The organism is Neobacillus sp. CF12 (genome assembly GCF_030348765.1).
Classification (GTDB): domain Bacteria; phylum Bacillota; class Bacilli; order Bacillales; family Cytobacillaceae; genus Neobacillus.
Window position 1 is genome coordinate 4,213,827 of the sequence record NZ_JAUCEU010000007.1, and the last position, 25,935, is coordinate 4,239,761.

Sequence of the window (25,935 nt, forward strand, 5' to 3'; positions counted from 1 at the left end):
GGAGTTCTTTTATGGCAGATGATCTTTTGAAAATTGAAGAAATGAAGGTTCACTTCCCAATAAAAAGCGGTGTTTTTCACAATAAAATAAATTATGTCAAGGCAGTTGATGGCATTTCGTTTTCAGTAAAAAAAGGGGAATCCTTTGGTATCGTTGGGGAAAGCGGCTGCGGGAAATCTACAGCAAGCAGAGCTGTTCTTCAACTAATTAAGCCAACATCTGGAAAGGTCTATTTTAAAGACCAGGAATTAACTTCATTACCGAAAAGACAGTTAAGAAATGTACGTAAAAATATTCAGATGGTTTTCCAAGACCCTTATGATTCATTGAATCCAAGATTAACAGTGGAAGAAATTTTGGAAGAACCTTTAAAAGCCCATAATATTGGCTCCAAAGAAGAAAGAAGAAAAAAAATATTAGAAATCATGGATGTATGTGGGCTAAATCCGGAGTACATACACCGATATGCTCATGAATTTTCAGGTGGACAGAGACAACGAATTGGGATTGCTAGAGCGCTTATCTTGAAACCAGAATTAGTCGTCGCTGACGAGCCCGTTTCTGCCCTGGATGTTTCGATTCAATCCCAAATTTTAAATCTTATGATGGATCTGCAGGAAACCTTAAACCTCACCTATTTATTTATTTCTCACGACTTAAGTGTAGTTCGGCATTTCTGTGATCGGATAGGTGTCATGTATTTGGGAAGAATGGCGGAGTTGGCAGAATCAGACTCACTTTTTGAAAATCCTTTACATCCATATACAAAGTCTCTTTTATCGGCTATCCCCATTTCAAACCCGAGACAAAAAAGGGAACGAGTATTATTGCAAGGGGATGTCCCCTCACCGGTTGATCCACCGAAAGGATGCGCATTTGCAAGTCGATGTCCTGAGGCTATGAATATCTGTAGAACTGATAGGCCAGTTATGAGAGAAGTAGAAAAAAATCATTATGTAGCTTGTCATCTTTATACAGAGAAATTACTTACAGATGATGAATAAAAGATAGGAGTGGATGTTATGTCAAAGGAACGAATCATTGATTTTATAGAAGAAAATAAAGATGAATTTATCCGTCTTAGTCGAAGAATATGGGAAAATCCAGAGCTCGGCCACCAAGAATTTAAAGCGTGTGAATGGTTAACAACTGAACTAAAGAAACATGATTTTGAGGTGGAGATAGGGACAGGTGGATTGGCTACTGGATTTCATGGTGTCTATGATTCAAAATTACCAGGACCAACGGTGGCTTATCTCTGTGAGTATGACGCTTTGCCTGGAATTGGTCATGCTTGTGGGCATAATCTGATCGGAGTAATGAGTCTTGCAGCCGGAATTGGTGTTAGTAAAGTGATTAAGGAAACCGGTGGTAAGGTCATTGTATTTGGCACACCTGCAGAAGAAACGAGCGGCGGAAAAGTAACATATGCCGAGCAAGGGTTATTTGATACAGTAGATGTAGCTCTTATGGTTCATCCCTCTCAAAACTATGAAAAGAGTGGAACATCTAAAGCCATGGAGGCTATTCAATTTGATTTTTATGGAAAAGCTGCTCATGCTGCCTCTCACCCTGAAGATGGAGTGAATGCTCTGGATGCTGTGATTCAAACGTTTAATAACATCAATGCACTCAGGCAGCATACCACTGATGACGTACGGATTCATGGTATTATAAGTGAAGGTGGAAAAGCTCCAAATATAATCGTAGATCGAGCACAAGCACAATTTTATGTGCGGACAAAACAGACGGAAACGTTAGAGCAAATGGTAGAAAAAGTAATCAACTGTGCAAAAGGGGCTGCTCTTGCAACTGGATGCCGTTTGGAATTATCAAAACACGAATTTGGTTATGCGAATTTAATTACCAATGAAACACTATCAAGTGTATATAATGATAATTTAATCCAACTAGGTGTGAAAGAAGAAGAGATAAAATCAGGATTAAGCCATGGCTCAAATGACATGGGAAATGTAAGTCACAAGGTTCCTGCTATACACCCTTATATAAAAGTTCCAAATGCCCCATTCCCAGTTCATACAACCGAGTTCAGAGATGCTGTAGGAAGTGAAGATGGAATGAAGACACTCATCCTCGGTGCAAAAACACTAGCAGCAACAGGATATGACATCCTTACTCAGAAAGAAACACTAAAAAATATTAAAGAAGAGTTTGAAAATAATCAGAGATAGAAATGTTTAATTATAACGAATACGACCATAGAAACTGTCAAAATGGAGCGGCTGAAGGGTTATTTCCTAGTTTTTAAGGTTAGTCTTGTCCTTCAGAGCTTGATATAAGTACTTGAGGATAATTCCCGTGCCTGTGGTCAAGCCCCCGAAAAATAGACATTGGAAAATTCGACGTTTATGAAGCATTTTGGTAATTAAAATAATATATTTTAGGAGAAACGAATCCCATTCTTTTTTGGATTCGTTTTTTATTGTAATAACGAATATATTTCTTTAAATTATAATTTCGCATTTATTTAAAGGAATCAGTGATAATCACTCTGGTTCCTTTTCTCCTTCTCATCTTTTTGCAGTCCCAGAACCCTGAGAGCCTGTCAAGGAGAGCACTTGACAGACCCGGATGAAGTTGCTGTTTGTTTGAAGGAAAAACATTTTTCTCTCTGTCTATAAAAATGGGAGGAAAATAAAAAAATTAAAAAATACTGCCTGTTCTACTTTATTAAGGAAGAAAATATTCATTATAAAGAACTAGGCGGCGTTGAATCTTAGACTATACCTACTTGTTTGGTTAAAGGTTAGTTAGTAGCAAAACCGTCCTCGTCAAACTAAAGAATTGAAAGGGGAAAATGATGAAAAGACCTTCTAGAAATTTATGGAAAATCATCATGAAAGGCAGTATGGCGGTGGCAATGGTATCTTCTTTGTCCTTGTTCGGCGCGGGTCCTATAGCCGGGGCAACTTCTTCCAATGTAACCGGTAATAGTAGTGTGTCACCTGAGTTTATTAAGTGTGAGGAATCAACTGTTGTAACGATGAATCTTACAGGGCAAGCAGGAATTACCCAAAATCCAGTGGATGTTACGCTGGTGCTAGACCGTTCAGGAAGTATGGCTGGGACTCCGATGACTAGCTTGAAGTCTGCTGCGAATAAGTTTATCGATATTATCGATGAAGAGTCAGACGGACAGAAGGATGGATCAATTGGAAACGGGAGTCGTGTGGGTATTGTAAGTTTTGCTGAAAGTGCTGCGGTTAATCAGCCATTATCAACAAATGCAACTAATTTAAAGAGCGCGGTTAATAGTTTAAATGCAGTCGGCAATACAAACCATGAATCAGCTTTTCAGGCGGCTAAATCGCAATTAAGTGCTTCTGTACCGACCAATAAAAAGATTATCATTATGTTTACTGATGGACAGACGACAGTAGGCGGAAACCCTTCAGATGATGCAACAGCTGCAAAAGCGGCGGGAATGGAGATTTATTCTATTGGATTAGGAAGCGTAAACGTAAGTCAGTTAAACAATTGGGCTACTGACCCAGACGCCAAGTATGTGTTCATTACACCAGATCCAACCAAACTGGATGAAATATTTAAAGGGATAGGTGCAGCTATTGTAACTCCGGCTGCAACAAACATTTCCATTCATTCTAAGGTAAATAGTAATTTCACCATATCCAATATAAGTACTAATAAAGGAACATCCCAAGGATCTGGAAACGATATAGAGTGGGCTATCCCTACTTTAAGTTCTGAGACCGTTTCACTAACGTATACCATAACACATAATGGCAGCGGGGATGGGGATTTTCAGGTTAATGACCTTGTAACCTACTCGGATGCAAAAGGGCAGCAGGTTAATTTCCAAAGCCCTGTTGTACATGTTACCGGCTGTGACACGCAACCACCTGTCACAGAGGCGATTCTTACAGCTGAAGAAGACTGTGAGCAGGACGGCTGGTACAATAAGGATGTTAGTTTAACGTTAAATGCTACGGATGATAAGTCTGGAGTTGATCGAACAGAATATCTCGTAACATTCAATGGGCAAACGGATGGAACATGGAAGACATATGGATCGCCAGTAACTTTTAGCGAAGAAGGCACCTACGAAATTAAGTACAAAAGCCTTGATAAAGCGGGCAACATAGAGGTTGAAAAATCGGTTTCATTTAACATTGATAAAACGAAACCGACAGTTGATCTAAAACTTGACCGAACGGTTCTTTGGGCGCCTAATCACAAACTCGTTCCAATTAAGGTGACAATTGATGCAAATGACCTAGGTTCAGGCATTAAATCCATTCAACTGGTTTCAATTACAAGCAATGAAGATGAAAATGGACTTGGTGATGGCAATACAAAACCTGATTATGCAGACGCTGAGTTTGGAACTGACGACAGAGCTTTTAAACTACGTGCGGAAAGATCAGGTCTTGGTGAAGATAGAGTGTATACAATTACGTATAAAGTAGAGGACGAAGCATGTAATGAAACCATTGCAACAGCAACCGTAACGGTTCCTCATGATCAATCAAAATAAACAGAGGTAACGATTACTTTCTTCTGCTAAAGAGAAAAATTGGGGAATTTGGTCCATTCCAAATTATGTTTTTATAAAAAATAAAAGGGTTAGTGAAAAGACATTTATTTTGGCTTAATTAAGGAGTGCTATCTCTACTAGTTAGAAAGCACTTCTTTTTTCGTTTAGGAATGGTGCCTGCCACCGCCTAATTTATCTTGTTTCAAAATATTTGAACATTATACCCTGAAAGTTGGATTATGTCCGAGGATTTTAACTAATCATAAGGATTTCTGGTTACCTAACTAATAGTAAGATTGGGTAATATTTTCTCGACAATCCTAGCGGGTAACTATTAAAGAGAATCCATGTTGCTGCTTAATTCATCCCTATACTAATCAAACGCTTGATTAAACCGATTCATGTCATACCAAGTCAACAATTGTAATAATCTACACTTTGATAAAATTTTATGGAATCTAGCGTTAAGAATCTGTATTTTTCCTCGACAAAAAAATTTTCGAAAAACAATTCAAAGTGCGTTTATTTAAAGGGTTAAAGGTAGTTTTAATCAAACGTTTAATTGGCATTATCTTTATCAGACTTTGTCGTATCATTTGGTGATTGCGGACTTAAATGAAAATTAGTAGTTTTACTGCCCCTAAAATAACCGAACTATTACTCTCGACCGTGGGGACGGTTCTGATGGCTTTTTTATTGGTGTTGTTAGAAGATAGGGGCGGTACTATCTAGGAAGAGATAGTAGAATACCGTTAAGTAGTGAGAAATAATTTTATCTTTAGCTCTTCGAGCTTTGCGGAAAATTAGGTAGATTTGAAATACGAACAACAGGGGACAGTTCTCATGGTTTTTTTGTATAGTGCCGAAAAGAGAACCTCTCCTTTTTCCTATGATTGTCCCAAGATTGAACCAGTAAAACCGTCCAACCGCCCCAAAGCATTGGCTACTGCACTTTCCTATTAATGGTAGCTTCTCCGCCAGCAATGAGTTGTTTGGTTTCTACGTCGTATACGGAGCATTTTCCTTTGAATTTTTTTTCTGTGTCTTTGAATGAGAAGAAGAAGTATACTTGTCGGTCTGGACTGATTGCTTGGTGATATTTTATTTGTATATCTGGATATGAGGTAACCATTCCATTACCATCCCAAGTTTAGTAATATCGTTTCTCTACATCTTGGAATAGCATCTTTTTTCGGAAATTTACGGATGCATCGGGCATGTCTTTAAAAAGAGCACTGTCCATGTTTCCGAGTTTGTTCTTATGATGATTGTAAAAAGCATAATGCTTATTGTAATATTCTTGATGAACAGGATAACTTCTTTTCCTTAATGCCTCATAAAATTGATCGATGGTCTCAGTAAATACCTTTTCTTTATTCCCGGGGTATAGGTAGGTTCCTTCTTCAATTACAGTTTCCTTTGCGGATAGTAGCCTGATTTCTGCCTTGGCTGGTTGTCCTGTTACGATTAAAAATGTTAAAGCGAAAAGGCTGCATAGAACTTTTGCTGTCATGGTACGAGCTCCTCAATTCCTAAATTTGTTTTTCTCCATATGCATTTATCATCCTAAAAAGGATTACCCAAATACTTATTACCAGTAAGTAAATAACAAAAGGTCCGCCCATAAATATATCCTACCACCCATGCAAAAGAACGATACGATAGCAGCTAAGAATTCCCATCGCCATTTTGGTTTCAAATGGGAATGATGTACGCAAACTGACAAAAGAATGGAAAAGGGAATCACAATAAAACGGCAAATATTCATGGCAAATGAGCCTTCAACATTTCGAGTGACTGGAACCCAATACCGCGAAATAGTTTTTTATGTATTTGAAAAATTGATTTAAGTATTATAAAAAGCCGAGATCACTAAATATCTCGGCCTTCTTTATGGAATTATTTTAAACTAAAGCAAACCATTTTAGCTTCAGATCCATCATGTAGATCAATAGTAATCATGTATGAACCTGATGATAAGCCCTTAGTGCTTAGGTTATAGATGTATTGGCTAGCTGAAAAGTCATATCTAAAAGTATTCCCAGAATTAGGTGTACTAATGACAGGTACATCCTCGTAATTAGTACCCAATACTGTATTTGTTACTTTTTTAACCGAAATGGTAGCATTAGCAGTTGATACAAACGTTCCCTGGGCATTTGTTAATTGGAATTTCACAGGGATTGTGCTTCCAGCCTTAAATATGCTTGAACCATTGCTGTTAATTGGTTGTAGAACACCGCCGAAATTGTAAACAACGTTATATACGATGGTCTTTTCAAATGTATTCCCAGCCTTGTCGGTTGCTGTTAATGTTTTGGTGTGTAAACCAACTGTTGCCGTATTTAGTGTACCGCTATCTTCAGTTGCAAGACCAGATAATGTATCTGATGCAGACCATGTAGCAAGTTGGTTGAGCGTAAAAGTACCAATGCTTGAAACAACTCCATCGTTTTCAAGAGTAAGACCACCAATAGTAATGACAGGTTTTGTCTTATCTATTTTTAGACCAGATACGGTTGCTGGGGTACTAGTATTACCCGCATAGTCTGTTGCAGTACCGGTAGCATAGTTGTTTAAACCGTCTTCACTGAGGGTAACAGGCTGTGTGAAACTTGCTACACCAGATAAGTTATCTTTTGCAGTAAACGTAACAACAACGTCATCATTATACCAACCGTTTAAGTTAGCTTCCCTATCAGGGCTTCCTGAAATTATAGGGGCAGTTTTATCAATATTGATACCAGAAACAGTTGCTGATTGATTATTCCCTGCCTTATCAGTGGCATTACCAGTAACAGATTGGTTTGCACCTTCACCAAGAGTTTGTTCACCTGTAACACTTGCTACACCAGATAATGAATCGTTCGCATAAAAGCTAACTGTTACATCCTGATTGTACCAACCTGCTGAATTCGGAGTGAGGTTTGTGCTACCGTTAATAGTAGGAGCAGTCTTATCAATATTGATACCAGAAACAGTTGCTGGAGCACTCGTGTTACCTGCATAGTCTGTTGCAGTTCCAGTAACAGATTGATTTGCACCTTCACCAAGAGTTTGGTTACCAGTAACACTTGCTACACCAGATAATGCATCATCAGCATCAAAGCTAACTGTTACATCATCCTTATACCAACCGAAAGAATTTGCTTGTCTATCAGGGTTTCCTGAAATAGTAGGAATGGTTTTATCAAGCTTTATTGTAATTGGTGAAGAAGTACCTATATTTCCAGCTATATCACTTGCTGTACCTGTGATAGTATGGGTTCCATCTGTAGAAAAAGTAACAGGTGCAGATACTGAGCCTGGCAAAATACCTGAACCACCTTCCTCATCAACGGCAAGAAAGTTAACGTTTACATTTTGGTTATACCAGCCATTTGTGTTTGCATCCCTATCAGGAATAGCGGTGACTACTGGAGCAGCTGTATCTAGTACTTGTTTCTTGGTTACAACAAAAGTAATAGTATCAACCGATTTATTTTCCAACTTTGCTCCTGTGGTATTAATATTAGTGAAGGAAACATCAGCGCTATTAAAAGTATATGAATATGTTCCTGGTTGTAAGTTAGAATCAACTTGAATAGTTACAGGAACAATTTCAGAATCGTCCTTACCAGCTAGGTTTACTGTATCTGAATTGCTCGTAGTGATATTCCCATTTTCAGCTATTGTAAATTTGGTAGGTAAAGTAACGTTCGCATTTGTCACATTACCATCCGACTTTACAATAAGATTAAAAGATTGGATTGCTCCTTGTTCCACATATACATTAGAAGATGATGCAACTAATTCAGAAGTAATATCAAGTTCACCAGCTAAAGCAATTCCTGCTGGGACCAAACCTGAAATTGCCAACGCAGTAACTGCACTTAGGGCCTTTTTGCTTAATACATTTCTAAAACTGATTTTCTTCATTAATTTTTCTCCTCTCAAAATAGCAATTAAGAGGGCCGGTTACACTATTAGCTCCATATAGCCCAAGTGTCCAGATAGAGGCTATATTTCAACGCTTCCCAAACAAGCATTAATTATTTGATGCTTTGACACAATTTCCGTTGCCACTTCGATATATCGAACAACATTTATACAAAAATAGTATATATTAGGCAATAGTTAATTTGTACTAATTCCATTCGACAAAAAGCAACTTTCAATCGACAAATATTTGATATTCCAAGGTATAAAATGGGTTAGTAACTCGGATTTGGGGTCAGACCCCTACTCCAGATAATTTAAAGCGTGCGCAATCAAGAAATCAATCAGAACAAAAAAGTCTCTTGAGCCTTTCTAAAAATAGATGTATGTAATGTTAATTTTAGGAAGGCTATTCTTAAAATAGGAGATGTATTAATGATGAAACAAAATAAATATGATGATCCAACTTTCTTTTCTGCGTATGAACAAATGACACGATCAGTTAAAGGACTTGAAGGTGCTGGAGAATGGCATATATTAAAAGAACTAATCCCAGATCTTAAAGATAAAAAGGTACTCGATTTAGGTTGCGGCTTCGGTTGGCATTGCCGATATGCTCGTGAGCAGCAAGCAAGCTCTGTAATCGGTATAGATATATCTAATAAAATGATCCAAAGAGCCCGCGAAATGACAAATGATCCTTTAATTTCGTATAAACAAGAGCCAATTGAAGACATCGATTTTTCAAACTCCCAATTTAATGTGGTCATCAGTTCGTTGGCTTTTCACTATATTAAGTCGTTTAAAACAATCTGCGAAAAAGTTTATGATTGTCTAATGCCTGGGGGAAGCTTCATTTTCTCAGTTGAACATCCAATTTTTACTTCTCGAAATGAACAAGATTGGTATTATGATGACCAAGGGAATCGTCTGCATTGGCCAGTAGACAACTATCAAACAGAAGGAGTGCGTGAAACAACATTCTTAAATGAGAATGTTACAAAATACCATCGTACGATTTCAACATATTTAAATGACTTAATTTACACTGGTTTTATTATAAGAGCAGTTAAGGAATCAGTTCCTTCTGATGAAATGTTAAAAAGTATTCCTGGAATGAAAGATGAGACCCGAAGACCTATGTTTTTAATGATCTCGGCAGAAAAAGAAAATAGCTGATAGGATTTTTAAATAACTGAACGTCAAGAAGAATATCTTGGATTAATCCTCTATTATAGGGCGCAATTCTTCATAAAGAATTACGCTCTTTCTTTATGAATCGGGCCATATAGTTGAGTAACTCACTTTAAATATAAATGGATGATTATGTTAAATTAAATAGAGGATATTGTGAAAAACTGTACTTAACGTAACAGCAGGTTAGACGAACTAGCAATTATTTTTTATCGACTAGGATTAATAAATTGCCTTTTAGTCTTTTTCAGAGGGAAAAGTGTTGTTGTAATTAATCAGCTATTCTTAGACTATTTTACTATCAAAGCTTACAACAAAAAACTATTTACGGACTAGATAAATAGTTTTTGTTTTGTGTCTATGTGTTTATTATTTATATCCAAGTAATGTATTGGAGTCCGTATACAGAGCCAACTGTCATTAGAAATGACCAAAGGATTAAACTGATCCCCATCCAGGTGATTACTCTAACTTTAGATGAACCAAGCAATAGGGCTGTTAAAGCAGCTATATCTGTTCCAAGTAACGATGGTGAAAGCAAAGCAAACACTGGAAGACCGTATTTCTCCCAAATATATCTGGCTCTAGTTTCTCTTTTTGAAGGCTTTGATTTCCCCTTTTTTTCTCTCCGTTTGTTACGCCATTCAGAAATTTGTCTAAAAAACATGGCAAATACTAATACCATAATAAAATTCCCTAAAAAGGCAATAATCCCAATGGCTACAGGTGACATCTCCAACACAATACCTATTGGAATAATATAAAAAACATCCAGAAAAGGCAAAATTGAGGAGATTTTGGGGTCAGACCCCCACTAAGCTAAAGTTTAACGTGGTAAAGTATGACAAAAGGTGTAGGGCAAGTTCTTTCTGCCTTTTCAATGTTTTTCTGGTAAGTATTTTTGCAGAATTAGGAGGATAATGGCGAAAAATGTTGAATATTTATAGGGATATGAATAAAGATAGAATGAGAGGTATTATGCACAGTTGTCTAGAAAACTGCGAGTTTGGTTTCCGGTGGCGAAGTATCATATTACGAGTCGGGGCAATCGGAGGTCAGCTATTTTTTATGACGATTTTGATCGTGAAGTTTATTGGCAATACCTAGAAGAAGCCCGTCGTAATTTTTCTTTTCATCTCCACACCTATTGTCATATGACCAATCATATTCACCTTCAAATAGAAACCATCCACCACCATCCAAAAGATATAATGAAAATGCTTAATTCAAGATACGCGATGTATTTTAATAAACGGCATCGCCTAGTAGGTCATGTTTTTCAAGGCAGCGGAAGGTATATTCATTTAAACCCTGTAGAAGCAAAAATGGTGAAATCTCCTAAGGACTTTCGGTGGAGTAGCTATACTGCCTATGTCGATTCAAGTATTACCAGTATTCTTACTCAACTTTAAATAAAATACGATCTGATTATATATATTTATTTGATATTTACTGGAGTTATGTGAAATATGAGAAATAACATACCAAGTGAGGACATGTAAAGGACTTAATCAAACAAATACTTGAAATTACAAAAAAAGGCATAAATGGACCAGAAGAAATAATAATACTAATAGTAGCTTCGCTAATCTTTATTTATTCTTTAATTATTAAATTTCACAAAATGATATCAGTGAATGACTTGATCGGTTCCTCTTACCAAAGAGTGAAAGAAGCGTACAGCAAGTAATAGTAAATATGAAATATAATAGGGCCTTTATGGTTACTCTGGATACAAAATCTTCGAAATTGAAAATGTACTTATTTCAATTTGCCTAACGGAATCAGGAAATATATTTTAGACACGTCATACAGGATTTATTGGGTCAGATGTTTAGATAGCGTGGGTTTCATGTTTTTATAAAAGATTTAATTAATAGGATTTATGAAGGGCCTATATGGATAATAAGAATATGAATTGCCAGAACAAAGAACTGAGGGAAAAAAGATGATTGTCATTGAAAATGATTGGTTGCAGGTCGGTATTGAAAGATTCGGTGCAGAATTACGTAAAGTGACGCATAAGAAAAATGCGCTGGATTATATGTGGACAGGGGATGAGGCATACTGGGGACGAGTATCTCCTGTCTTATTTCCGATTGTGGGACGGTTAAAGGAAGATCAATATCAATTGAATGGCCAGACCTACAAGATGTCGCAGCATGGCTTTCTGCGTGACGTTGAATTCGATGTGGCTAAGCAGACATCAACAACCGTTTCTTTTGTGTTTGAGTCTCTTGGCTCCTTCGCTCATGTATATCCTTACGAATTTAAAGCGATGATTCAATATAGTCTCATGGAGGACTCGCTGATTGTTCAGTGGCAACTCCTGAATGTAAACAAGGAAGAGATGTATTTTTCCATTGGTGCACATCCTGCATTTAAGGTTCCACTAGTAGAAAAGGAAACCATTGAAGATTTCCATTTGAACTTTTCACCTGCTGCAAATAAGAAGGTGATGGAATATGAGCTAAAGAATTCCCTCATTCATGAGAAAGGGACCGCAAATGATCTTTCAACGATTCAACTCACAAACTCTCTATTTGCCCACGATGCCCTTATTTACAGCAATATCGATAAAGTCACATTGGTATCGAATCAGTCAAATCATGGTGTAGAAGTAATCTGTCAAGGTTTTCCGTTTGTCGGGATTTGGTCGAAATATATGGAAACAGATGGGACAATCGCTCCGTTTGTTTGCATTGAGCCTTGGTACGGCATTGCAGATACATATGCTATAACAGGGAACCTAAAGGAGAAGTTTGGAGTGAATAAGCTTGATGCAGGAGAAACGTTCCAAGCTGAATATACACTGAAATTTAAATAAAAGGGTTAATTGTTAAAATACATGTTGAAAGAGGCTTGGTTTATTACCAAAGCCTCTTTCAAATAGCTTCGAATTTCTTGCTTATTCTTTCCCTTTGAGAAAGGCCTCAGTAAATCCCCTTATTACCACCACAAAAATATTATCCCATTTTCCCTAACCTCAGAAAGAAACCTACCATAAATTTGTAGAAGGGCCATTTTCGCAATTTAATCTAAAATTGCTAATCTATGGAGCCAATAAATAATGCAAAAGCAAATTAAAGAAGTATATAAATGCCTTTTCATATTCTCCACGCCCGAATTTCTTCTTCTAATTCGACTTATAGATCTTCAAAACCTACGAAATCCTACGATGTCTGCCAGTGCGCACAATCCTTCACAGAACATTTTCTCCAAAACTTTCATCATTCGCTGTTACATTAATCGTTTCTCTCTCTGCAAGTCACCACCTGAAATTGGCTTTTTTCTTGGCTTTTTTTAATGCTAAGAAAATCTTAAGATTTACATAAAGTGTTTGTTAAGATTTCATGGGTATCATGATCCTAGAAGCGAAAAATAAAGGGGAGATATGATATCAACTACATAGTTAGGAGTGGAACTCATGAACATATTGGTCTGTGATGATGATAAGGCAATTGTTGATGCGATAGGAATTTACTTAGAAAATGAAGGCTATCAAATATTCAAAGCTTTTGACGGGATAGAGGCCATCGAAATCATCGATCATCAGGAGATCCATCTCATTATTATGGATATTATGATGCCTAGGATGGATGGAATAAGAGCTACCATGAAGATTAGAGAAGATAATAAAATACCATTGATCATGCTTTCGGCCAAATCTGAGGATTATGACAAAATTTTAGGATTAAATATAGGAGCAGATGATTATATAACCAAGCCTTTTAATCCACTAGAGCTAATCGCGAGAGTTAAATCACAGCTGAGAAGATATACAACTTTAGGAGGGCTTGAAACCAAGAGTAATGTATATAAAACGGGGGGACTAATGGTCGATGATGAAAGTAAAACGATAACCGTCGATGGAGATATCGTCCACCTTACACCGGTACAATATAAGATCGTAAAGCTTCTGACTGCAAACGCCGGAAGGGTTTTCTCCATTGAGGAGATTTATGAGAAGGTATGGAATGAAACGGCCTTTAGCCCGGAAAATACGGTAACCGTTCATATAAGAAAAATCAGAGAAAAAATAGAGATTAATCCGAAAGAGCCAAAATATTTGAAGGTGGTGTGGGGAGTTGGATATAAAGTTGAAAAAATATAGTCACTTACTGACAACGAAGATTGTTGTTTTTATCATGATGATTCTCTGTTTTACAGGTATCATCAAAGCATTTGTAGAGGTTGAAATCGTTAATGATGGAGATTTTGGGATCGTTTTTGAAGAAGACTACTTTCATAGCAGTGCATACGTACGGGAAAGTGAAACGATTATCGCCGAGCTAACCCGGCTGTTAACGGAATATAAGAGTGAGGAACATATCTTAAAAGGTGGGACGATTAGCGAGGATGAATTAAGAAGTGAAGAAGAAAAATTATATTCGGATTTTCAAGTAAATTCCAGAAATTATAATCCTAATTTAGGTGAAACGGAAAACTATGAAAAGTTTAAAGCCGAGTATGCAGATAAGATCTCTTTGGCAAGGGATAGACTGATCAAGAATGAATTAAGAGAATTTCATTCCATTGTACAAAATCTAGAAGAGATTGAAAACCCTTTGTATTATGGCAGTGACGGTGTAAATGTCTATACGAACCGTACCCAGGTTGAAAAAGAACAGTATAAAACCTATCCTTCATATCTCGTGTTTGATGGTTATAAAAGAGAGATTTATCCAAAGGAAATAGAAGAGAATGAGCACTTCTATCAAATTGACGAAAGAATAGAAGAATTGGATCCAGAAAGCCAAGTTGTGTATGTTGCTTTTACGAAGGAGTTTTTAACTTCTAAAATGAATGAGTGGAAAGATCATAAAGAAACCGCCACAAAAAGTTTTTATCAATTTTTAGCGTTTTTAGGAGGATTTATCCTTTTCTTTCTATATTTAGTACTCGTGATTGGGAGGAACTCATTTACAGACAAAGAAGTACACTCTAACCCACTAGATAAAATATATAATGATATAAATCTGGTGCTATGCATGTGCCTAATCGCTCTTTGGGTTGGCCTAGTGGACAGTGTCAATATCGAAAATATGGATGTATTGGTCTTTCCGATTACGCTCCCGATTGCAGCAGCAGGGTTTGCGCTTGTTCTATCACAGGTGAGGCATTTCAAGAACAAAACGTTCTTAAAGCATACCTTGATCTTTAGGCTGATTTATATGTTGGTTACATTTGTGAGAAATGTCTATGATAGCGGAAGTGTTGGGGTAAAGACTGTATTATTAGTTATCGGATATCCATTATTGGTTGCGGCGACGTTTTTCATGTTTCCGGTAACCCTGGGAATTGCAGCTTGGTTTGCCTTTAAGCGGGTCAAGTCGTTTACTGCCATACAAGAAGGAGTAGCGCAAATAAAGGATGGAGATATCCAGCATAGCATCGATGTGGGGGGAAAGGGAGAGTTTGCAAAACTTGCCTCCAATATAAACAGTATCACGGATGGGTTGAAAAAAGCAGTTAACAGTGAACTCAAAAGTGAGCGTTTAAAAACCGAACTCATCACCAATGTGTCTCATGACATTCGAACACCTTTGACTTCAATTATCACCTATGTTGATCTATTGAAAAGAGAAAAGGATCCTTCAAAGATAGAACAATATATCGATGTACTGGATCAAAAATCGAAAAGGCTAAAGATACTAACAGATGATTTGTTTGATGCAGCAAAGGCTTCGAGCGGAAATATTCCGGTTCATTTAACACAAATCGATATCGTATCTTTAGTTACTCAAGGTTTAGGAGAACTTAATGATAAAATTGAAGACTCGGAGTTGGAATTTAAGTTAAATCCTCCTAAGGATAAGGTATTTGTTACAGCTGATGGAAAACTTTTGTGGAGGTCCATCGAGAATGTATTATCCAATATATTCAAATATGCTATCAAAGGGTCGCGGGTCTACATCGATATCGAAGATACAGGGAACGATATTCTTCTCACCTTCAAGAACATTTCAGCGTATGAGTTAAATATTTCAGCAGACGAATTAATGGAGCGTTTTAAAAGAGGGGATGAATCTAGATCTAGTAATGGAAGCGGGTTGGGGCTATCGATTGCGAAAAGCCTCATTGAAATCCAAAAGGGGAAATTCACCATTCAAGTCGATGGAGATTTATTTAAGTCGATGATCTCTTTACCTAAATATAAAAATAAAAATGCGTGAATCATACCGTTTTTAACAAAGGAAAAGGACTGGGAATAGGATATCGTAGCGATGTCCTATTCTTTTTTTTTGTGGCTAAATTTTGGATTGTCAGGAAGAAAAAAAGGTTTAGTAATAACAAGTAGATTGGTATAATATGGGACAGGTTATAAAACAAGAGATAGACGGTGAACAAATTGACAGTACAATTAATCATTATTATTATCTTAACCATCATTATCCACGCAACCGAGACGCTGACCTATGGAATTCGTTTAGGGGGCATCAGACTAAAGAAAATTGCTGTTGCGTTGTCACTTACTGGGATCGTTTTACTCATTGCTCGTACTTCTAATATGTTTCAAGCTCCCATTATTGGTGTAATCGTTGATAGAGCGAAAGTAGATCCTACCATTGATGTACTAGCGATATTCCATCTCATATTATTTTCAGCTTCAATTGGTACATTGCTCGCACTATTCTTTTATCCAACGGGTGCACGCCTAGCGATGTTAATGATTGAACGCTTGGAAATAGACGGATCGGCCATCGCTTTAATGAAAACATCGAATATTTATAAATTAAAGAGAACAAGTTCATATGTAAGACGTCCAAGGTTTGAAATGATACATATACTTCGGATTGGCGGAATTCCAAAACGCATTATGCTCATTAATATGGTGGTAACTGCCATTTATACCACTGGGGTATTGGCAGCTTTATACGCTTCGATATTAAATCCAGAACACGGTACAACTGCCAACATGGCAACCGGTGTCGTCAATGGATTTGCAACCATTCTTTTAACGCTTTTATTAGACCCTCAAATCGCGTTAATGACCGAACGTGCCATGAATAAAGAAAATGGAGCAGATGAAATAGCGAAGACCTATGCTTGGTTAATGATTGCAAGGTTTTTTGGTACCTTACTCGCCCATCTTTTGCTGCTTCCTTCTGCTTGGTTCATCTCCTGGGTAAGTGGGATCATTGGATAAGATCGGAAGCTTTTAAAAAATTGCAAAATATGGAACCTTCTATAAAGAAATTCGTATTAGTGATAAATAGAGAAATAGGGGGGATTCGATGGCTTGGTTACTCCTGCTTGCAGTTGTTATTTGGTTTATTTTATTTTTAAGTAAAAAACTCTCCTTTACATTTGGTTTACCTCCAAAATCATCATTGGAGATAACTCCAATTAAAGGGTTAAAAAAGGTAAGTGATCACCTGGAGGAATCGCTTAGTAAAAGTTATCTGGAAAACGTTGAAGCGAGGGTAAGGAAAGAGAATAAGTTATTAGAAAACGAGTACGAGTGGCGGCTACTGGATTTAAAGCGTTACTTTATTTTGGCTTCTCTTTTAAAAGAGTCTCCCATGTTTAGCGAGAAAGTCGATGAACTGTGGCATCAGATGCTCATGTTCACCCGTGAGTATGATGATTTTTCTAAGAATTACCAAGGAAGTATTCTTCATCACAGTCCAAATGTAAAGGTAGCGCCGGACCCTGATTTACGAGGATTTTTTGATTGGGTGTATGCGGAGCTTTTTCTGATAAGAAAAGAGAATATCCACCTATATAAAGGATTTTTTAGATACCCTGTGCATCCCAGTATCATTGAAGAGTTTAGAAATTTGCCAGAAGCTGAACTGATAGATAGATATTTTAGAAGAGATACAAAATATAGTACTGCTGTACTCTCGCTTATCTCTTCCATGAAGAAAACAGCAAATCAGATAAAAGATTATCAAAAAAGTGAAATACACGAAAAAATGAGAAAAAGCAAAAGGGAGCAAAAATTTAACAATATGCTTGTTCCTGTCCTATCTGTTTCTTATTTTCATTATGAAGAATTTTCAAGTTACATGAAAATTAGCAGTGGTAGTTCATCAAGTTGTACAAGTTGCGGGTCGGCCAGCTCCTCTTCTTCCTGTAGCTCCTCTTCTTCCTGTAGCTCCTGCTCAAGCTGTGGTGGTGGTGGGGATTAATGATAGAAAGTGGAACCGTTAAAATCAATGTTATAACGTAAAAATTCGTAGGAGAAATATTCTCACCAGAAATTTATCCTAGAACCCAAAAAAGACAGCGCTTGCATAAATAATTATTTTGTTGTATAAATATTCACATCGTGTTACTCTAGTGATAGTTTAAATTCTTCTGAGTTTAGACCTCCTAAATAGGACTTAGCCTTGACCACTAAGTCCATCCTTTGACCTTTGATTTTATAAATCAAAGGTATTTTTTTGTTTGGGAATGTTGTTGGCGATAATCACTATTCCAAATCATATTTTTTACATAGCTGTAACATCTATTAGAAAACTTCAAGCGCTTTCCTCGACAAAAACATTACTAGAATAAAGGTAAAACTTCATTTATAAAAGGGTTTCGGACGCTTTTAATCAAACGATTAGTTGGTATAACAAATGCTTTTATTTGTAGGAACTTGTAGTTTGGTAGTTTTTATTATCAGTATTGAAGAAAATTTCTTAGAATCCCCACTTTAATACGGCAACTACTTCTCATAAATGTAAGTAAAAAGCGTTTGATAATAGAGTTTATAGGGAATTTAATCAAACGATTGAATAGTTAATTTAGTTTTAACCAAACGACTGATTAAATTAGCTTTAAATACTGCGATACCAAAGTTTATTCCTCTTTTGTAGAAGGGAAAATGTCGAGAGGAGTAACAAGTAAAAAGTGTGGTAAGTAATGCCTATTACTCGGGTGTTCTTCTTCAATTCCATAGTAACTTGGTGGAAATATTTGTCGATATCTTTTTTTAGCCATTCTACAAGATTAAACCATATTTTTATCTAACAAAAGTTAAAGTGAAAATAAAAGATAATAAAGAGGTGGTACTAGTATGAGTTTTGAAACTCTATTAGATTGTTTACTCGGACCAAGAGAAGTGATACATGAAGTAGATTGTTCCGTTTGTGGAGACTATGAAACCTACTATCGAGACCCAGTTACTAAAAAGAACCTGGGAAGAGCGTGTGCCTTTTGTGGTGATGTGCAGACGTTTGAATAGATTGAAATTAGTTCTACTTACACACCCTTATAAGATACGGGATTTAATATTTAAAAACTAAAATATATGTACCATAATTTTGTTAACCGCTGGAGCAAAGACTTCAGCGGTTTAATTTTTTCTTAAAAAACATAGGAATATTGAATCCTTCACATTCTGTTCCATTCCCAAGGATGCACCTGCCATGAATTAAAATGAGCATTGTTGGTATCATAATTCTGTAGACATTAGGATAATGGAATATTCATTATAAGAATACGAGAGAAGGCAATTTAAATGTTGAAACAACTAACAAATAGAGTGTATTATATGCCGCATTATTCGGAAACAGATCGTCCTGCTTTGGGCTTGATTTGTGGGGATTCCTTTAGTGTCATCGTTGATTCCGGAAATTCACCTGCACATGCAAGGGATTTTCTCGAGTTAGTGGATAAAATGGATAAACCGCCTGTAAAGTTTGTGATCCTTACACACTGGCATTGGGATCATATTTTTGGTATGAAAACGATGGGATTCATCACCATTAGTCATGAAGAGACGAAGAAGACGTTAGAGTATTTGCAAACGCTAAAATGGGATGATGCCTCATTAGATGCACGAGTGGAGACGGGTGAGGAAATTGAGTTTTGTCGAGACATGATCAAACGTGAAATGCCTAACCGAGACCATTTGGAATTGAAGCTGCCGGAGCTAACCATTACGAATAAAATGGAGATTGATTTGGGCGGTGTAACCTGTATTGTTGAGCATGTTGGGGGTGTCCATGCGCAGGATTCATCGATTATTTATGTTCCAAATGAAAAGGTAATGTTTCTGGGAGATTGCATTTATCAGGACTTTTATAGCGGTGAATGGAGTTATGACCTGGATGAACTTGTGATCCTATTAGACAAAATTAAAAAATACGATGTTGATACTTATATAACCGGGCACCAAAATCCGCAATCACACGAAGAAATGTGGAGATTCTTTGATGATCTAACTAGTATCGGAAAAATTGTGGATAAAGAGGTTTCTCTTGATAAAGCTGTTGCTCCTTTTACTGAGGTCCGGAAGGAATCCCCGACCGAAGAACAACTTGAGTATATCCAAAACTTTGTTAATGGGAATCAGAAGAAGTCACAAAAGTGATGTCACGAAACATACACGTTTTTTACGACAATTAATTTTAAGAAAATAGACAAAATATCGCTTACCAAAAGGGATTGTTCCACTTTTAATCAAACGATTAGTTGATTTGACAATTGTTTTTATTTGTTACTATTTGGATTTTGCTAGTTTCTATTGTCGGTTTGGAAGATTACTCTTAATGGTCGGGAATCTAATACGACAATTATTTTATTCAAAACAGGCAAAAGTTCGTTTGCTAAAAGGGCTTACGTACAATTTAATCAAACGATTGATTAGTTGAATAAGTTCTAATCAAACGTTTGATTAGAGTGGTATTAAATGCTGCCAAACTGGAGTTTGTTCCGCCTAAGTTGGATGAATATTGTCGAAAAAGGAACTAGTAAAAACGATCTTAAAACCTAAATCGAGCCACCTGTTCACCATGAAGAATGAGCCCATTTATTTCAACAAAGCCCATTTTTTCGTAGATGCGCTTTGCGTGTTCATTACTTGGTTCATATGAAAGTGTGATGGTTTGATGGTGATCTTCTTTTATTTTCCGAATATCATCTATAACCAGTTGGATTGCCTGCTTTCCATATCCTTTTTCTTGATGATTTTGATCAATCATCATGCGATAAATCCAATATTCATGGTCTTCCTCGTGAATTCCATAGAGTGTGAAACCTATCATTTCATCGTCATCGTAGATTCCGTTTGCATGGAAATTCTCAAGAAAATTTAACTGGGCCAGTGATACTGCATTGGATGCTACAAATTTCACTTGGTCTTCTCGGACACGAAGCGATATAGCCTTCAACCAATTATCCTTTGTAATCGTCTTTAAATATAACATTTGTATCTATCCTTTCTACTTGCATAAAATTATTATTAAATAAATGACTTTTTTATACTACTTTTATTATTCAACTCTAATATATTATTCCATAATTTAACAAGGTTAATTTCAATATAAAGGCTAGCCATTTCTAGATTTGTAGTCGATAATAAAAGTGTAGCTTGCTACTCCTTAGCAAGTTGCTAGTAATATTTCATTAGAGCTGTCCGAATAGGGCAGCTCTTTTCTTGATTCTTGATGTTCTTTCCATTAATTTAAGAAAAAAATAACTTGTAAGAAATGTGCTGCAAGCTTTCCTAAAGAAACATAATGTTACCAGTCTATAAGACCTTCGCAAGTGCTCGTGTACCTTGATCAACTAACCGCTAAAAGTATTATATTAATCCTAATTGATACCGAATAGACCGGATCAAGACCTAGCATCTCATGAATATCCACCCGAACCGATAAATAGACGGAAAAATTCCGCTTAATTACTAAATAAAATAAAAACTAGCCTAAATAGACGGAGAGATTCAGCCTATTGACTCAAAAACAGGTGAAAATAGGGGATTTTGCTTTAAATAAGCGGAAAACCTCCGCTTATTTACCCAGAAACGAGCTCTATTCTATAATTAGCCGGAAAATCTCCGCTTATTTTACTAGTACGGTTTCCTCAATTGGAGTTTCTACCCAATCCCTCTCGTTCAAGGTGGGAGAGTCTAATGAGTTCCTTAAGATAAAGAAAATGGATTGACAAAGGCAAGAATTCTATTAAACTAAAAATAGTTCTATCCTCAAGTTACTCCGCAAGTCTATTTATGTCGTTTACAATTCTCCAATTGAAGTCAGATTAAACCTCTACGTTACACTCATTAATTCCGAAGTTCAAATGAATAAATGGCATCTATTATGTATGCTATTAAATGCCCGTGTTGTTTATGTTTTCTATATTCGTAACAGACATGACCATTAGATAGGAGAGGGATTCTATGGGATTTGAAGAAGAATACCAGGCCTTTTTGGATACTCACGTGCAGGCAAGAACCGGTGAACGGTTACGGCGCTTGCAAGAAGGTCACAACCAGGCTGAAATGTTGTTTTTGAGGCAAGTGTGGTGGCCCTCATTTTCCCACTTTCGGTATCTTCATCCAGAGTATGAAGTCGATGATTTTAAAGATGGCAAAAGGTATTTGGATTTTGCTTATATTCGCCCAGCCATCCGGATTTGTCTTGAGGTCGACGGGTATGGCCCTCATCTAAAGAACATAAGCAGATGGCAATTTTCAGACAACCTGGAACGTCAAAACCAGTTGGTGATTGACGGATGGACCGTGATCCGTTTTTCTTATGATCAAGTGAATGAGAAGCCTCGTCGATGCCAACAGATTGTTCAGCAAGTGATTGGCCGATGGGTGGGTGATGAACTGGACCAGACATCTCTGTCCTTTCTCGAAAAGGAAGTGCTTCGGCTAGCGATACGAAAGGGAGAAGCCATATCCCCTATCGAAGTCGAGAGGTATTTGAAGTTAAGTGACAAGACATTAAAAAAGGTACTTTCTCAACTAGTCGATAAAAAGCTGCTGGTTCCCGCATCTGGGGTCAAGAGGGTCCGCTCTTATCGATTAGGGGATCAGGTTAAGCATCCGATCTAATAAATAGGCGGAGAAATTCCGCTTAATTAGTAAATAGCATTAAAACTAGCTTAAATAGACGGAGAGATTCCGCCTATTTATTCGAAAAACATGCAAATGGGAGGATTTTGCTTTGCATAAGCGGAAAACCTCCGCTTATTTATCCCGAAACGGGCTCCATTTCGCAATTAACCGGAAAACCTCCGCTTATTTTCCTTTAGTTGGTTACTCCATTGAGGCTAAGATTGGGTTGTTAGATTGCTAAATGGTGATAGAATGTCGTTGTTGCAATTGAATATTGTTGGGTCGGGTGCTTGTCGACTTTTCTCCTTTCTCCAGGAAGTCTGAAGGGAATTGTGCTGGTAGTTTCGCATACTGTTAGATGAATGGACTGGAAAACGAGAAAACCATCCCGCGCCCGTTGGAAGCATAAGGATGGTTCAGAGTAACTTCTTAAGACATTGTCCATATCCTCCAACAGCTTTACAAGGAAATACCTTTTTAAATTGCCTCCTATAATTTAAGATTCTACCATTTTCATCTTCTCATTCGTTCGTGTGTTCACCAAAAGATTCATATAGGCTGCGGATTTCCTGATTTTGAATGGACTCCGAAACAAATGGAATGAGTGAGGGGTCCTCAACATCCTTTAATTCGGAGAAAATACAATCTAACACCGGTTTACTGACCTTATAATGGTTATGTTTCCCCCAGTTTTTAATCGCGAGCTCTCTTTTCTCAGGATTGTAACGAATCAACTTGTGATGCTCGATGAATCGTTCCAGTAACAAATGAACATGTTCAATTGAATAATTCAATTCAAAAGCCATTAATTTTTTCGAAATTTGATAGATCCCTATTTCATTTGTATGTGGATTCGTAAGTAGATATATGTAAAAATACTTATCCTCCGTGGTCATATTCGCCTCTCCTAAAAGAATCGGATTGCTCCAAAAATCAGTACATATCATTCTATCCCTAGCCATCTTCAACCACTGCCTTCCTTTTATTAAAATCCCTTCATTGTTTATATATTAAAAAAAGAAGAAAATGGTCAGGTGTTTTTCATTCGAAATTGAATAATTAATGACGAAGCCTGACCGGAAATGCAAAGTAAGAAAAATAACGAACTGGGCTATGTTTTCCCAGGTTCGTTATCCTCAGAATATAATGCAACGAATGATTTATAAATTAGTCCTCGATTTTTTCAAACGTAATGATTTGATTCATATCTTCAATATCTAGAGCATGAGCTATACTTGCCAGATGAGGAAAGTGGGCACTGAGCCTTTTTTGGTTCGCCAATTCACTTATTGTGGCATGACGCAAATCAGTGCGACGGGATAGTTCTCTTGTTGTGATCCCTTTTTCCATAAGTAGCGTTTTTAATTTTACAACAACGATTGTATTCATAGTTCTCCTTTGCCCAGCCATTTTTATTGGTTATTTTTTGTGTAGTTAATAAATCAGAATAAGTGGATAAACCTAGTTTTTCATAATGATACTGGAGCCACTACTTCTTGGTTTTGGATTTCCTTTTCCTAACCCTCTTTGGTGGGTAAATGATATAGGATTGCGGGTTATTGGCATTTTCAATGGTGATTCTGCTTAACTGCTCGGCTGATTTCAACTTGTGATTAAAAGAAAATAGTTTCGAATCGATCATGAGTAATAGCTTATTTCGAAACTCTATCTGTGTTTTTCGTTTAATGCTATGGGTTCTTAAGATATGGCAAGGATTAAACCAAATCGTATCTTCATGTTTGTGGGATTTATCGGGAAAGACACATATGTTATGTATATGGTTGAGCATGACCGGGCACATCGCCTTGTTCTCAATGATGATTTTGGCCGTTTCCATGGCACCCTTTAAATTAAATCCGATACTTCTAAGACTGTCGTCTATTATTTCCAATGGTGAGCGATCAACGATGAAAACACGGTGGAACTCTCTTACTAGGGTACATAATTTTGCATTTCGATCCATTAACCCAAACATGTACATCATATGCTGATTAATAACGTAATGATTTTCAATAATCAAACAAATCACTCCTGAATTTCATCATATTGAGTTTAGTTTTTGATAACTGTTCGATAATGGTCCAGCGTTCTAATTACGCTCCTCTCCAAAAAATGAATCTGCGAATCTATGATGGAAGTGAATACAGATGCTATCTATGTATGAATACAAGTTGAGAAGGTCATAAAAACTGGTAACGGGAGTGGCGGTCTAGCCTTGTAATAATGAGGTGCGTTAGTGATTTAACTAATGAAGGGAATCAGAATTTTGCCGGAAAAGTGATTCTAGAAGTGTTTTTCTAACTATTAACCATTATTTAAACCGTTAATCAAAAAATACCATTTATTAATATAGTATTTCTACCGCTAATGCGTACCATTAGTGGATATTTTGTGAAACTAGTCCAATTATGTCGAATAATGCCAATAATATAATTTAATTCAGGCAGTTTCGTACCGCAAACTGCCTGAATAGGAATAATTCTGTTAATTAAGCGAATCAACCTTTTCTTTTAACTTTCTTATTGCCCCGGACCTCCATTGCTTAACAGCAGATAATGACACCTTCTCCCTTTCCGCGATTTCTTTAATTGTTAGTTGTTCAATAGAGAATGCGATTACCCATGTTGTTTCTTTCTCAGTCAGACCATCGCAATAGGTTTGAAAGGTTTCCTTCTCGAGATAAAGAGACTCCTGGCCTTCGATATTTTCCCAGGCTTCCTTATTCGAAAGAATATATTTTCCTTGATACTGGTTGTCTTGGTTCATTTGCGTTAACATTTTTCCTTTCATATAGGAGTAGGCGTAATTCGAAAACCTGCCTTTTCCTTCATTGTAGGATTGTGAAGCTTCCCAAAGTCCAATTAACCCCGTCTGATAGAATTCATCTTGATTTCTATAAATGTGCAAGGATTGGATAATCTTATGAATCATTGGTTGATACTGTACAACTAATTCGTCAAAGCTCTCCACTGATATGGCCCTTCAGGCAGCGCGCTTCCGATATATTCCTAGGTAGCCTTACCATAATCCATTCATAGAAAACATTCGAATCACAGAAAATTGAATTTCACATAGAAAAATAGATTTACAGGGCGAAATTCGCTTCAAATTGGGACCAGTAACTCAAAATTTCGTTTATTTTTAAATAAGTATAAGAGTTAATTTTGATGTAAATAAAGGACCGCGGGGACGGTTCTAATGGCCTTTTTCTCTCGGGAATCTTGGTAAGTAAGCTTCTCAGTTATGGTAGGAGTCGGGAGCGGTAATCATTGAAACATTCAACAGGAGAAGGGCCGCGAGAACCGTCCCCATGGCAAAATTATATTGGTGAAAATCAGCTCTGAAAAATTCAATACTCTGTCATTTTTCGACTATCTTTGATAAAATTTACATTGTATTACTATTACTAGTTTTATAGATTATCTCGGAGGTGAATAAACATTATCAAAAAAGTAAACAGGTATATACTGTTTGCTGCTATTTTTACTATTCTAATAATTTTTAATAATGGTAAGGTACT

At 36.8% G+C, this 25,935-nt stretch carries 22 protein-coding genes and 1 riboswitch; of the genes, 13 read left to right on the forward strand and 9 right to left on the reverse strand.

What is annotated here, in order from left to right:
• The first annotated feature begins 11 nt into the window (after positions 1-11).
• The 3 genes from QUG14_RS20055 to QUG14_RS20065 all read left to right on the forward strand — a co-directional run bounded on the left by QUG14_RS20055 (position 12) and on the right by QUG14_RS20065 (position 4,516).
• Positions 12-1,004, forward strand: a complete 993-nt coding sequence (locus QUG14_RS20055; protein WP_289342203.1) for an ABC transporter ATP-binding protein — start codon at positions 12-14, stop codon at positions 1,002-1,004.
• Between the two features lie 18 nt (positions 1,005-1,022).
• Positions 1,023-2,192 carry a M20 family metallopeptidase gene (locus tag QUG14_RS20060; protein ID WP_289342204.1) on the forward strand — a complete coding sequence of 390 codons (1,170 nt, stop codon included), beginning with the start codon at positions 1,023-1,025 and terminating at the stop codon, positions 2,190-2,192.
• 629 nt (positions 2,193-2,821) lie between these two features.
• Positions 2,822-4,516 carry a vWA domain-containing protein gene (locus tag QUG14_RS20065; protein ID WP_289342205.1) on the forward strand — a complete coding sequence of 565 codons (1,695 nt, stop codon included), beginning with the start codon at positions 2,822-2,824 and terminating at the stop codon, positions 4,514-4,516.
• A gap of 943 nt (positions 4,517-5,459) precedes the next feature.
• On the opposite strand, the gene QUG14_RS20070 is transcribed toward QUG14_RS20065, so the two are convergent.
• The 3 genes from QUG14_RS20070 to QUG14_RS20080 all read right to left on the reverse strand — a co-directional run bounded on the left by QUG14_RS20070 (position 5,460) and on the right by QUG14_RS20080 (position 8,434).
• Complete coding sequence (locus QUG14_RS20070; RefSeq protein ID WP_289342206.1) at positions 5,460-5,648, reverse strand: hypothetical protein; 189 nt, start codon at positions 5,646-5,648, stop codon at positions 5,460-5,462.
• A gap of 18 nt (positions 5,649-5,666) precedes the next feature.
• A complete protein-coding gene (locus QUG14_RS20075; RefSeq protein ID WP_289342207.1) occupies positions 5,667-6,029 on the reverse strand; it encodes a hypothetical protein in 363 nt (120 codons plus the stop codon).
• A 386-nt stretch (positions 6,030-6,415) separates the two neighbouring features.
• Entirely contained in the window at positions 6,416-8,434 is a 2,019-nt protein-coding gene (locus QUG14_RS20080) for a PxKF domain-containing protein (RefSeq protein ID WP_289342208.1), read from the reverse strand.
• Positions 8,435-8,458: 24 nt separating this feature from the next.
• Positions 8,459-8,542: riboswitch (cyclic di-GMP riboswitch) on the reverse strand.
• A gap of 330 nt (positions 8,543-8,872) precedes the next feature.
• Here QUG14_RS20080 and QUG14_RS20085 point away from each other — a divergent pair.
• Entirely contained in the window at positions 8,873-9,613 is a 741-nt protein-coding gene (locus QUG14_RS20085) for a class I SAM-dependent methyltransferase (protein ID WP_289344193.1), read from the forward strand.
• A gap of 388 nt (positions 9,614-10,001) precedes the next feature.
• Here QUG14_RS20085 and QUG14_RS20090 read toward each other — a convergent pair whose 3' ends face one another.
• Entirely contained in the window at positions 10,002-10,412 is a 411-nt protein-coding gene (locus QUG14_RS20090; RefSeq protein WP_289342209.1) for a small multi-drug export protein, read from the reverse strand.
• Between the two features lie 202 nt (positions 10,413-10,614).
• On the opposite strand from QUG14_RS20090, the gene QUG14_RS20095 reads away from it, so the two are divergent.
• From QUG14_RS20095 to QUG14_RS20130, 8 genes are all read left to right on the forward strand, one after another.
• Positions 10,615-11,040 (forward strand): transposase, encoded by a 426-nt coding sequence (locus tag QUG14_RS20095; protein ID WP_289342210.1) that lies wholly within the window; start codon positions 10,615-10,617, stop codon positions 11,038-11,040.
• Between the two features lie 536 nt (positions 11,041-11,576).
• Positions 11,577-12,455, forward strand: coding sequence for an aldose 1-epimerase family protein (locus QUG14_RS20100; protein WP_289342211.1), 879 nt, complete (start codon positions 11,577-11,579; stop codon positions 12,453-12,455).
• 600 nt (positions 12,456-13,055) lie between these two features.
• The gene (locus QUG14_RS20105) at positions 13,056-13,742 is read left to right on the forward strand and encodes a response regulator transcription factor (protein ID WP_289342212.1); all 687 of its coding nucleotides are present in this window, start codon (positions 13,056-13,058) and stop codon (positions 13,740-13,742) included.
• Positions 13,717-15,804: a HAMP domain-containing sensor histidine kinase gene (locus tag QUG14_RS20110; protein ID WP_289342213.1), complete on the forward strand. Its 2,088-nt coding sequence runs from the start codon at positions 13,717-13,719 to the stop codon at positions 15,802-15,804. The genes QUG14_RS20105 and QUG14_RS20110 overlap by 26 nt, the downstream gene beginning before the upstream one ends.
• 176 nt (positions 15,805-15,980) lie before the next feature.
• Positions 15,981-16,778 carry a lipid II flippase family protein gene (locus QUG14_RS20115; protein WP_289344194.1) on the forward strand — a complete coding sequence of 266 codons (798 nt, stop codon included), beginning with the start codon at positions 15,981-15,983 and terminating at the stop codon, positions 16,776-16,778.
• Positions 16,779-16,866: 88 nt separating this feature from the next.
• On the forward strand, positions 16,867-17,766 hold the full coding sequence (locus QUG14_RS20120; RefSeq protein ID WP_289342214.1) for a glycine-rich domain-containing protein: 900 nt from the start codon (positions 16,867-16,869) through the stop codon (positions 17,764-17,766).
• Positions 17,767-18,641: 875 nt separating this feature from the next.
• Positions 18,642-18,809, forward strand: a complete 168-nt coding sequence (locus tag QUG14_RS20125; protein ID WP_289342215.1) for an acyltransferase — start codon at positions 18,642-18,644, stop codon at positions 18,807-18,809.
• Between the two features lie 276 nt (positions 18,810-19,085).
• The gene (locus QUG14_RS20130) at positions 19,086-19,940 is read left to right on the forward strand and encodes an MBL fold metallo-hydrolase (protein WP_289342216.1); all 855 of its coding nucleotides are present in this window, start codon (positions 19,086-19,088) and stop codon (positions 19,938-19,940) included.
• A 391-nt stretch (positions 19,941-20,331) separates the two neighbouring features.
• Here QUG14_RS20130 and QUG14_RS20135 read toward each other — a convergent pair whose 3' ends face one another.
• A complete protein-coding gene (locus QUG14_RS20135; protein WP_289342217.1) occupies positions 20,332-20,775 on the reverse strand; it encodes a GNAT family N-acetyltransferase in 444 nt (147 codons plus the stop codon).
• Positions 20,776-21,749: 974 nt separating this feature from the next.
• Here QUG14_RS20135 and QUG14_RS20140 point away from each other — a divergent pair.
• Positions 21,750-22,412, forward strand: coding sequence for a DNA-binding response regulator (locus QUG14_RS20140; RefSeq protein ID WP_289342218.1), 663 nt, complete (start codon positions 21,750-21,752; stop codon positions 22,410-22,412).
• A gap of 524 nt (positions 22,413-22,936) precedes the next feature.
• Here QUG14_RS20140 and QUG14_RS20145 read toward each other — a convergent pair.
• The 4 genes from QUG14_RS20145 to QUG14_RS20160 form a co-directional block, all read right to left on the reverse strand.
• Entirely contained in the window at positions 22,937-23,311 is a 375-nt protein-coding gene (locus tag QUG14_RS20145; protein ID WP_289342219.1) for a hypothetical protein, read from the reverse strand.
• 271 nt (positions 23,312-23,582) lie between these two features.
• A complete protein-coding gene (locus tag QUG14_RS20150) occupies positions 23,583-23,804 on the reverse strand; it encodes a helix-turn-helix domain-containing protein (RefSeq protein ID WP_289342220.1) in 222 nt (73 codons plus the stop codon).
• 100 nt (positions 23,805-23,904) lie between these two features.
• Complete coding sequence (locus tag QUG14_RS20155) at positions 23,905-24,435, reverse strand: competence protein ComK (RefSeq protein WP_289342221.1); 531 nt, start codon at positions 24,433-24,435, stop codon at positions 23,905-23,907.
• Positions 24,436-24,899: 464 nt separating this feature from the next.
• Positions 24,900-25,385 (reverse strand): sigma-70 family RNA polymerase sigma factor, encoded by a 486-nt coding sequence (locus tag QUG14_RS20160; protein ID WP_289342222.1) that lies wholly within the window; start codon positions 25,383-25,385, stop codon positions 24,900-24,902.
• Positions 25,386-25,935 lie beyond the last annotated feature (550 nt).

Bases quoted from the DNA above. Each gene is read 5' to 3' on its own strand.
- QUG14_RS20055 (WP_289342203.1), top strand. From the start codon at position 12: ATGGCAGATGATCTTTTGAAAATTGAAGAAATGAAGGTTCACTTCCCA.
- QUG14_RS20060 (WP_289342204.1), top strand. From the start codon at position 1,023: ATGTCAAAGGAACGAATCATTGATTTTATAGAAGAAAATAAAGATGAA.
- QUG14_RS20065 (WP_289342205.1), top strand. From the start codon at position 2,822: ATGAAAAGACCTTCTAGAAATTTATGGAAAATCATCATGAAAGGCAGT.
- QUG14_RS20070 (WP_289342206.1), bottom strand. From the start codon at position 5,648: ATGGTTACCTCATATCCAGATATACAAATAAAATATCACCAAGCAATC.
- QUG14_RS20075 (WP_289342207.1), bottom strand. From the start codon at position 6,029: ATGACAGCAAAAGTTCTATGCAGCCTTTTCGCTTTAACATTTTTAATC.
- QUG14_RS20080 (WP_289342208.1), bottom strand. From the start codon at position 8,434: ATGAAGAAAATCAGTTTTAGAAATGTATTAAGCAAAAAGGCCCTAAGT.
- QUG14_RS20085 (WP_289344193.1), top strand. From the start codon at position 8,873: ATGAAACAAAATAAATATGATGATCCAACTTTCTTTTCTGCGTATGAA.
- QUG14_RS20100 (WP_289342211.1), top strand. From the start codon at position 11,577: ATGATTGTCATTGAAAATGATTGGTTGCAGGTCGGTATTGAAAGATTC.
- QUG14_RS20105 (WP_289342212.1), top strand. From the start codon at position 13,056: ATGAACATATTGGTCTGTGATGATGATAAGGCAATTGTTGATGCGATA.
- QUG14_RS20120 (WP_289342214.1), top strand. From the start codon at position 16,867: ATGGCTTGGTTACTCCTGCTTGCAGTTGTTATTTGGTTTATTTTATTT.
- QUG14_RS20125 (WP_289342215.1), top strand. From the start codon at position 18,642: ATGAGTTTTGAAACTCTATTAGATTGTTTACTCGGACCAAGAGAAGTG.
- QUG14_RS20130 (WP_289342216.1), top strand. From the start codon at position 19,086: ATGTTGAAACAACTAACAAATAGAGTGTATTATATGCCGCATTATTCG.
- QUG14_RS20135 (WP_289342217.1), bottom strand. From the start codon at position 20,775: ATGTTATATTTAAAGACGATTACAAAGGATAATTGGTTGAAGGCTATA.
- QUG14_RS20140 (WP_289342218.1), top strand. From the start codon at position 21,750: ATGGGATTTGAAGAAGAATACCAGGCCTTTTTGGATACTCACGTGCAG.
- QUG14_RS20145 (WP_289342219.1), bottom strand. From the start codon at position 23,311: ATGACCACGGAGGATAAGTATTTTTACATATATCTACTTACGAATCCA.
- QUG14_RS20150 (WP_289342220.1), bottom strand. From the start codon at position 23,804: ATGAATACAATCGTTGTTGTAAAATTAAAAACGCTACTTATGGAAAAA.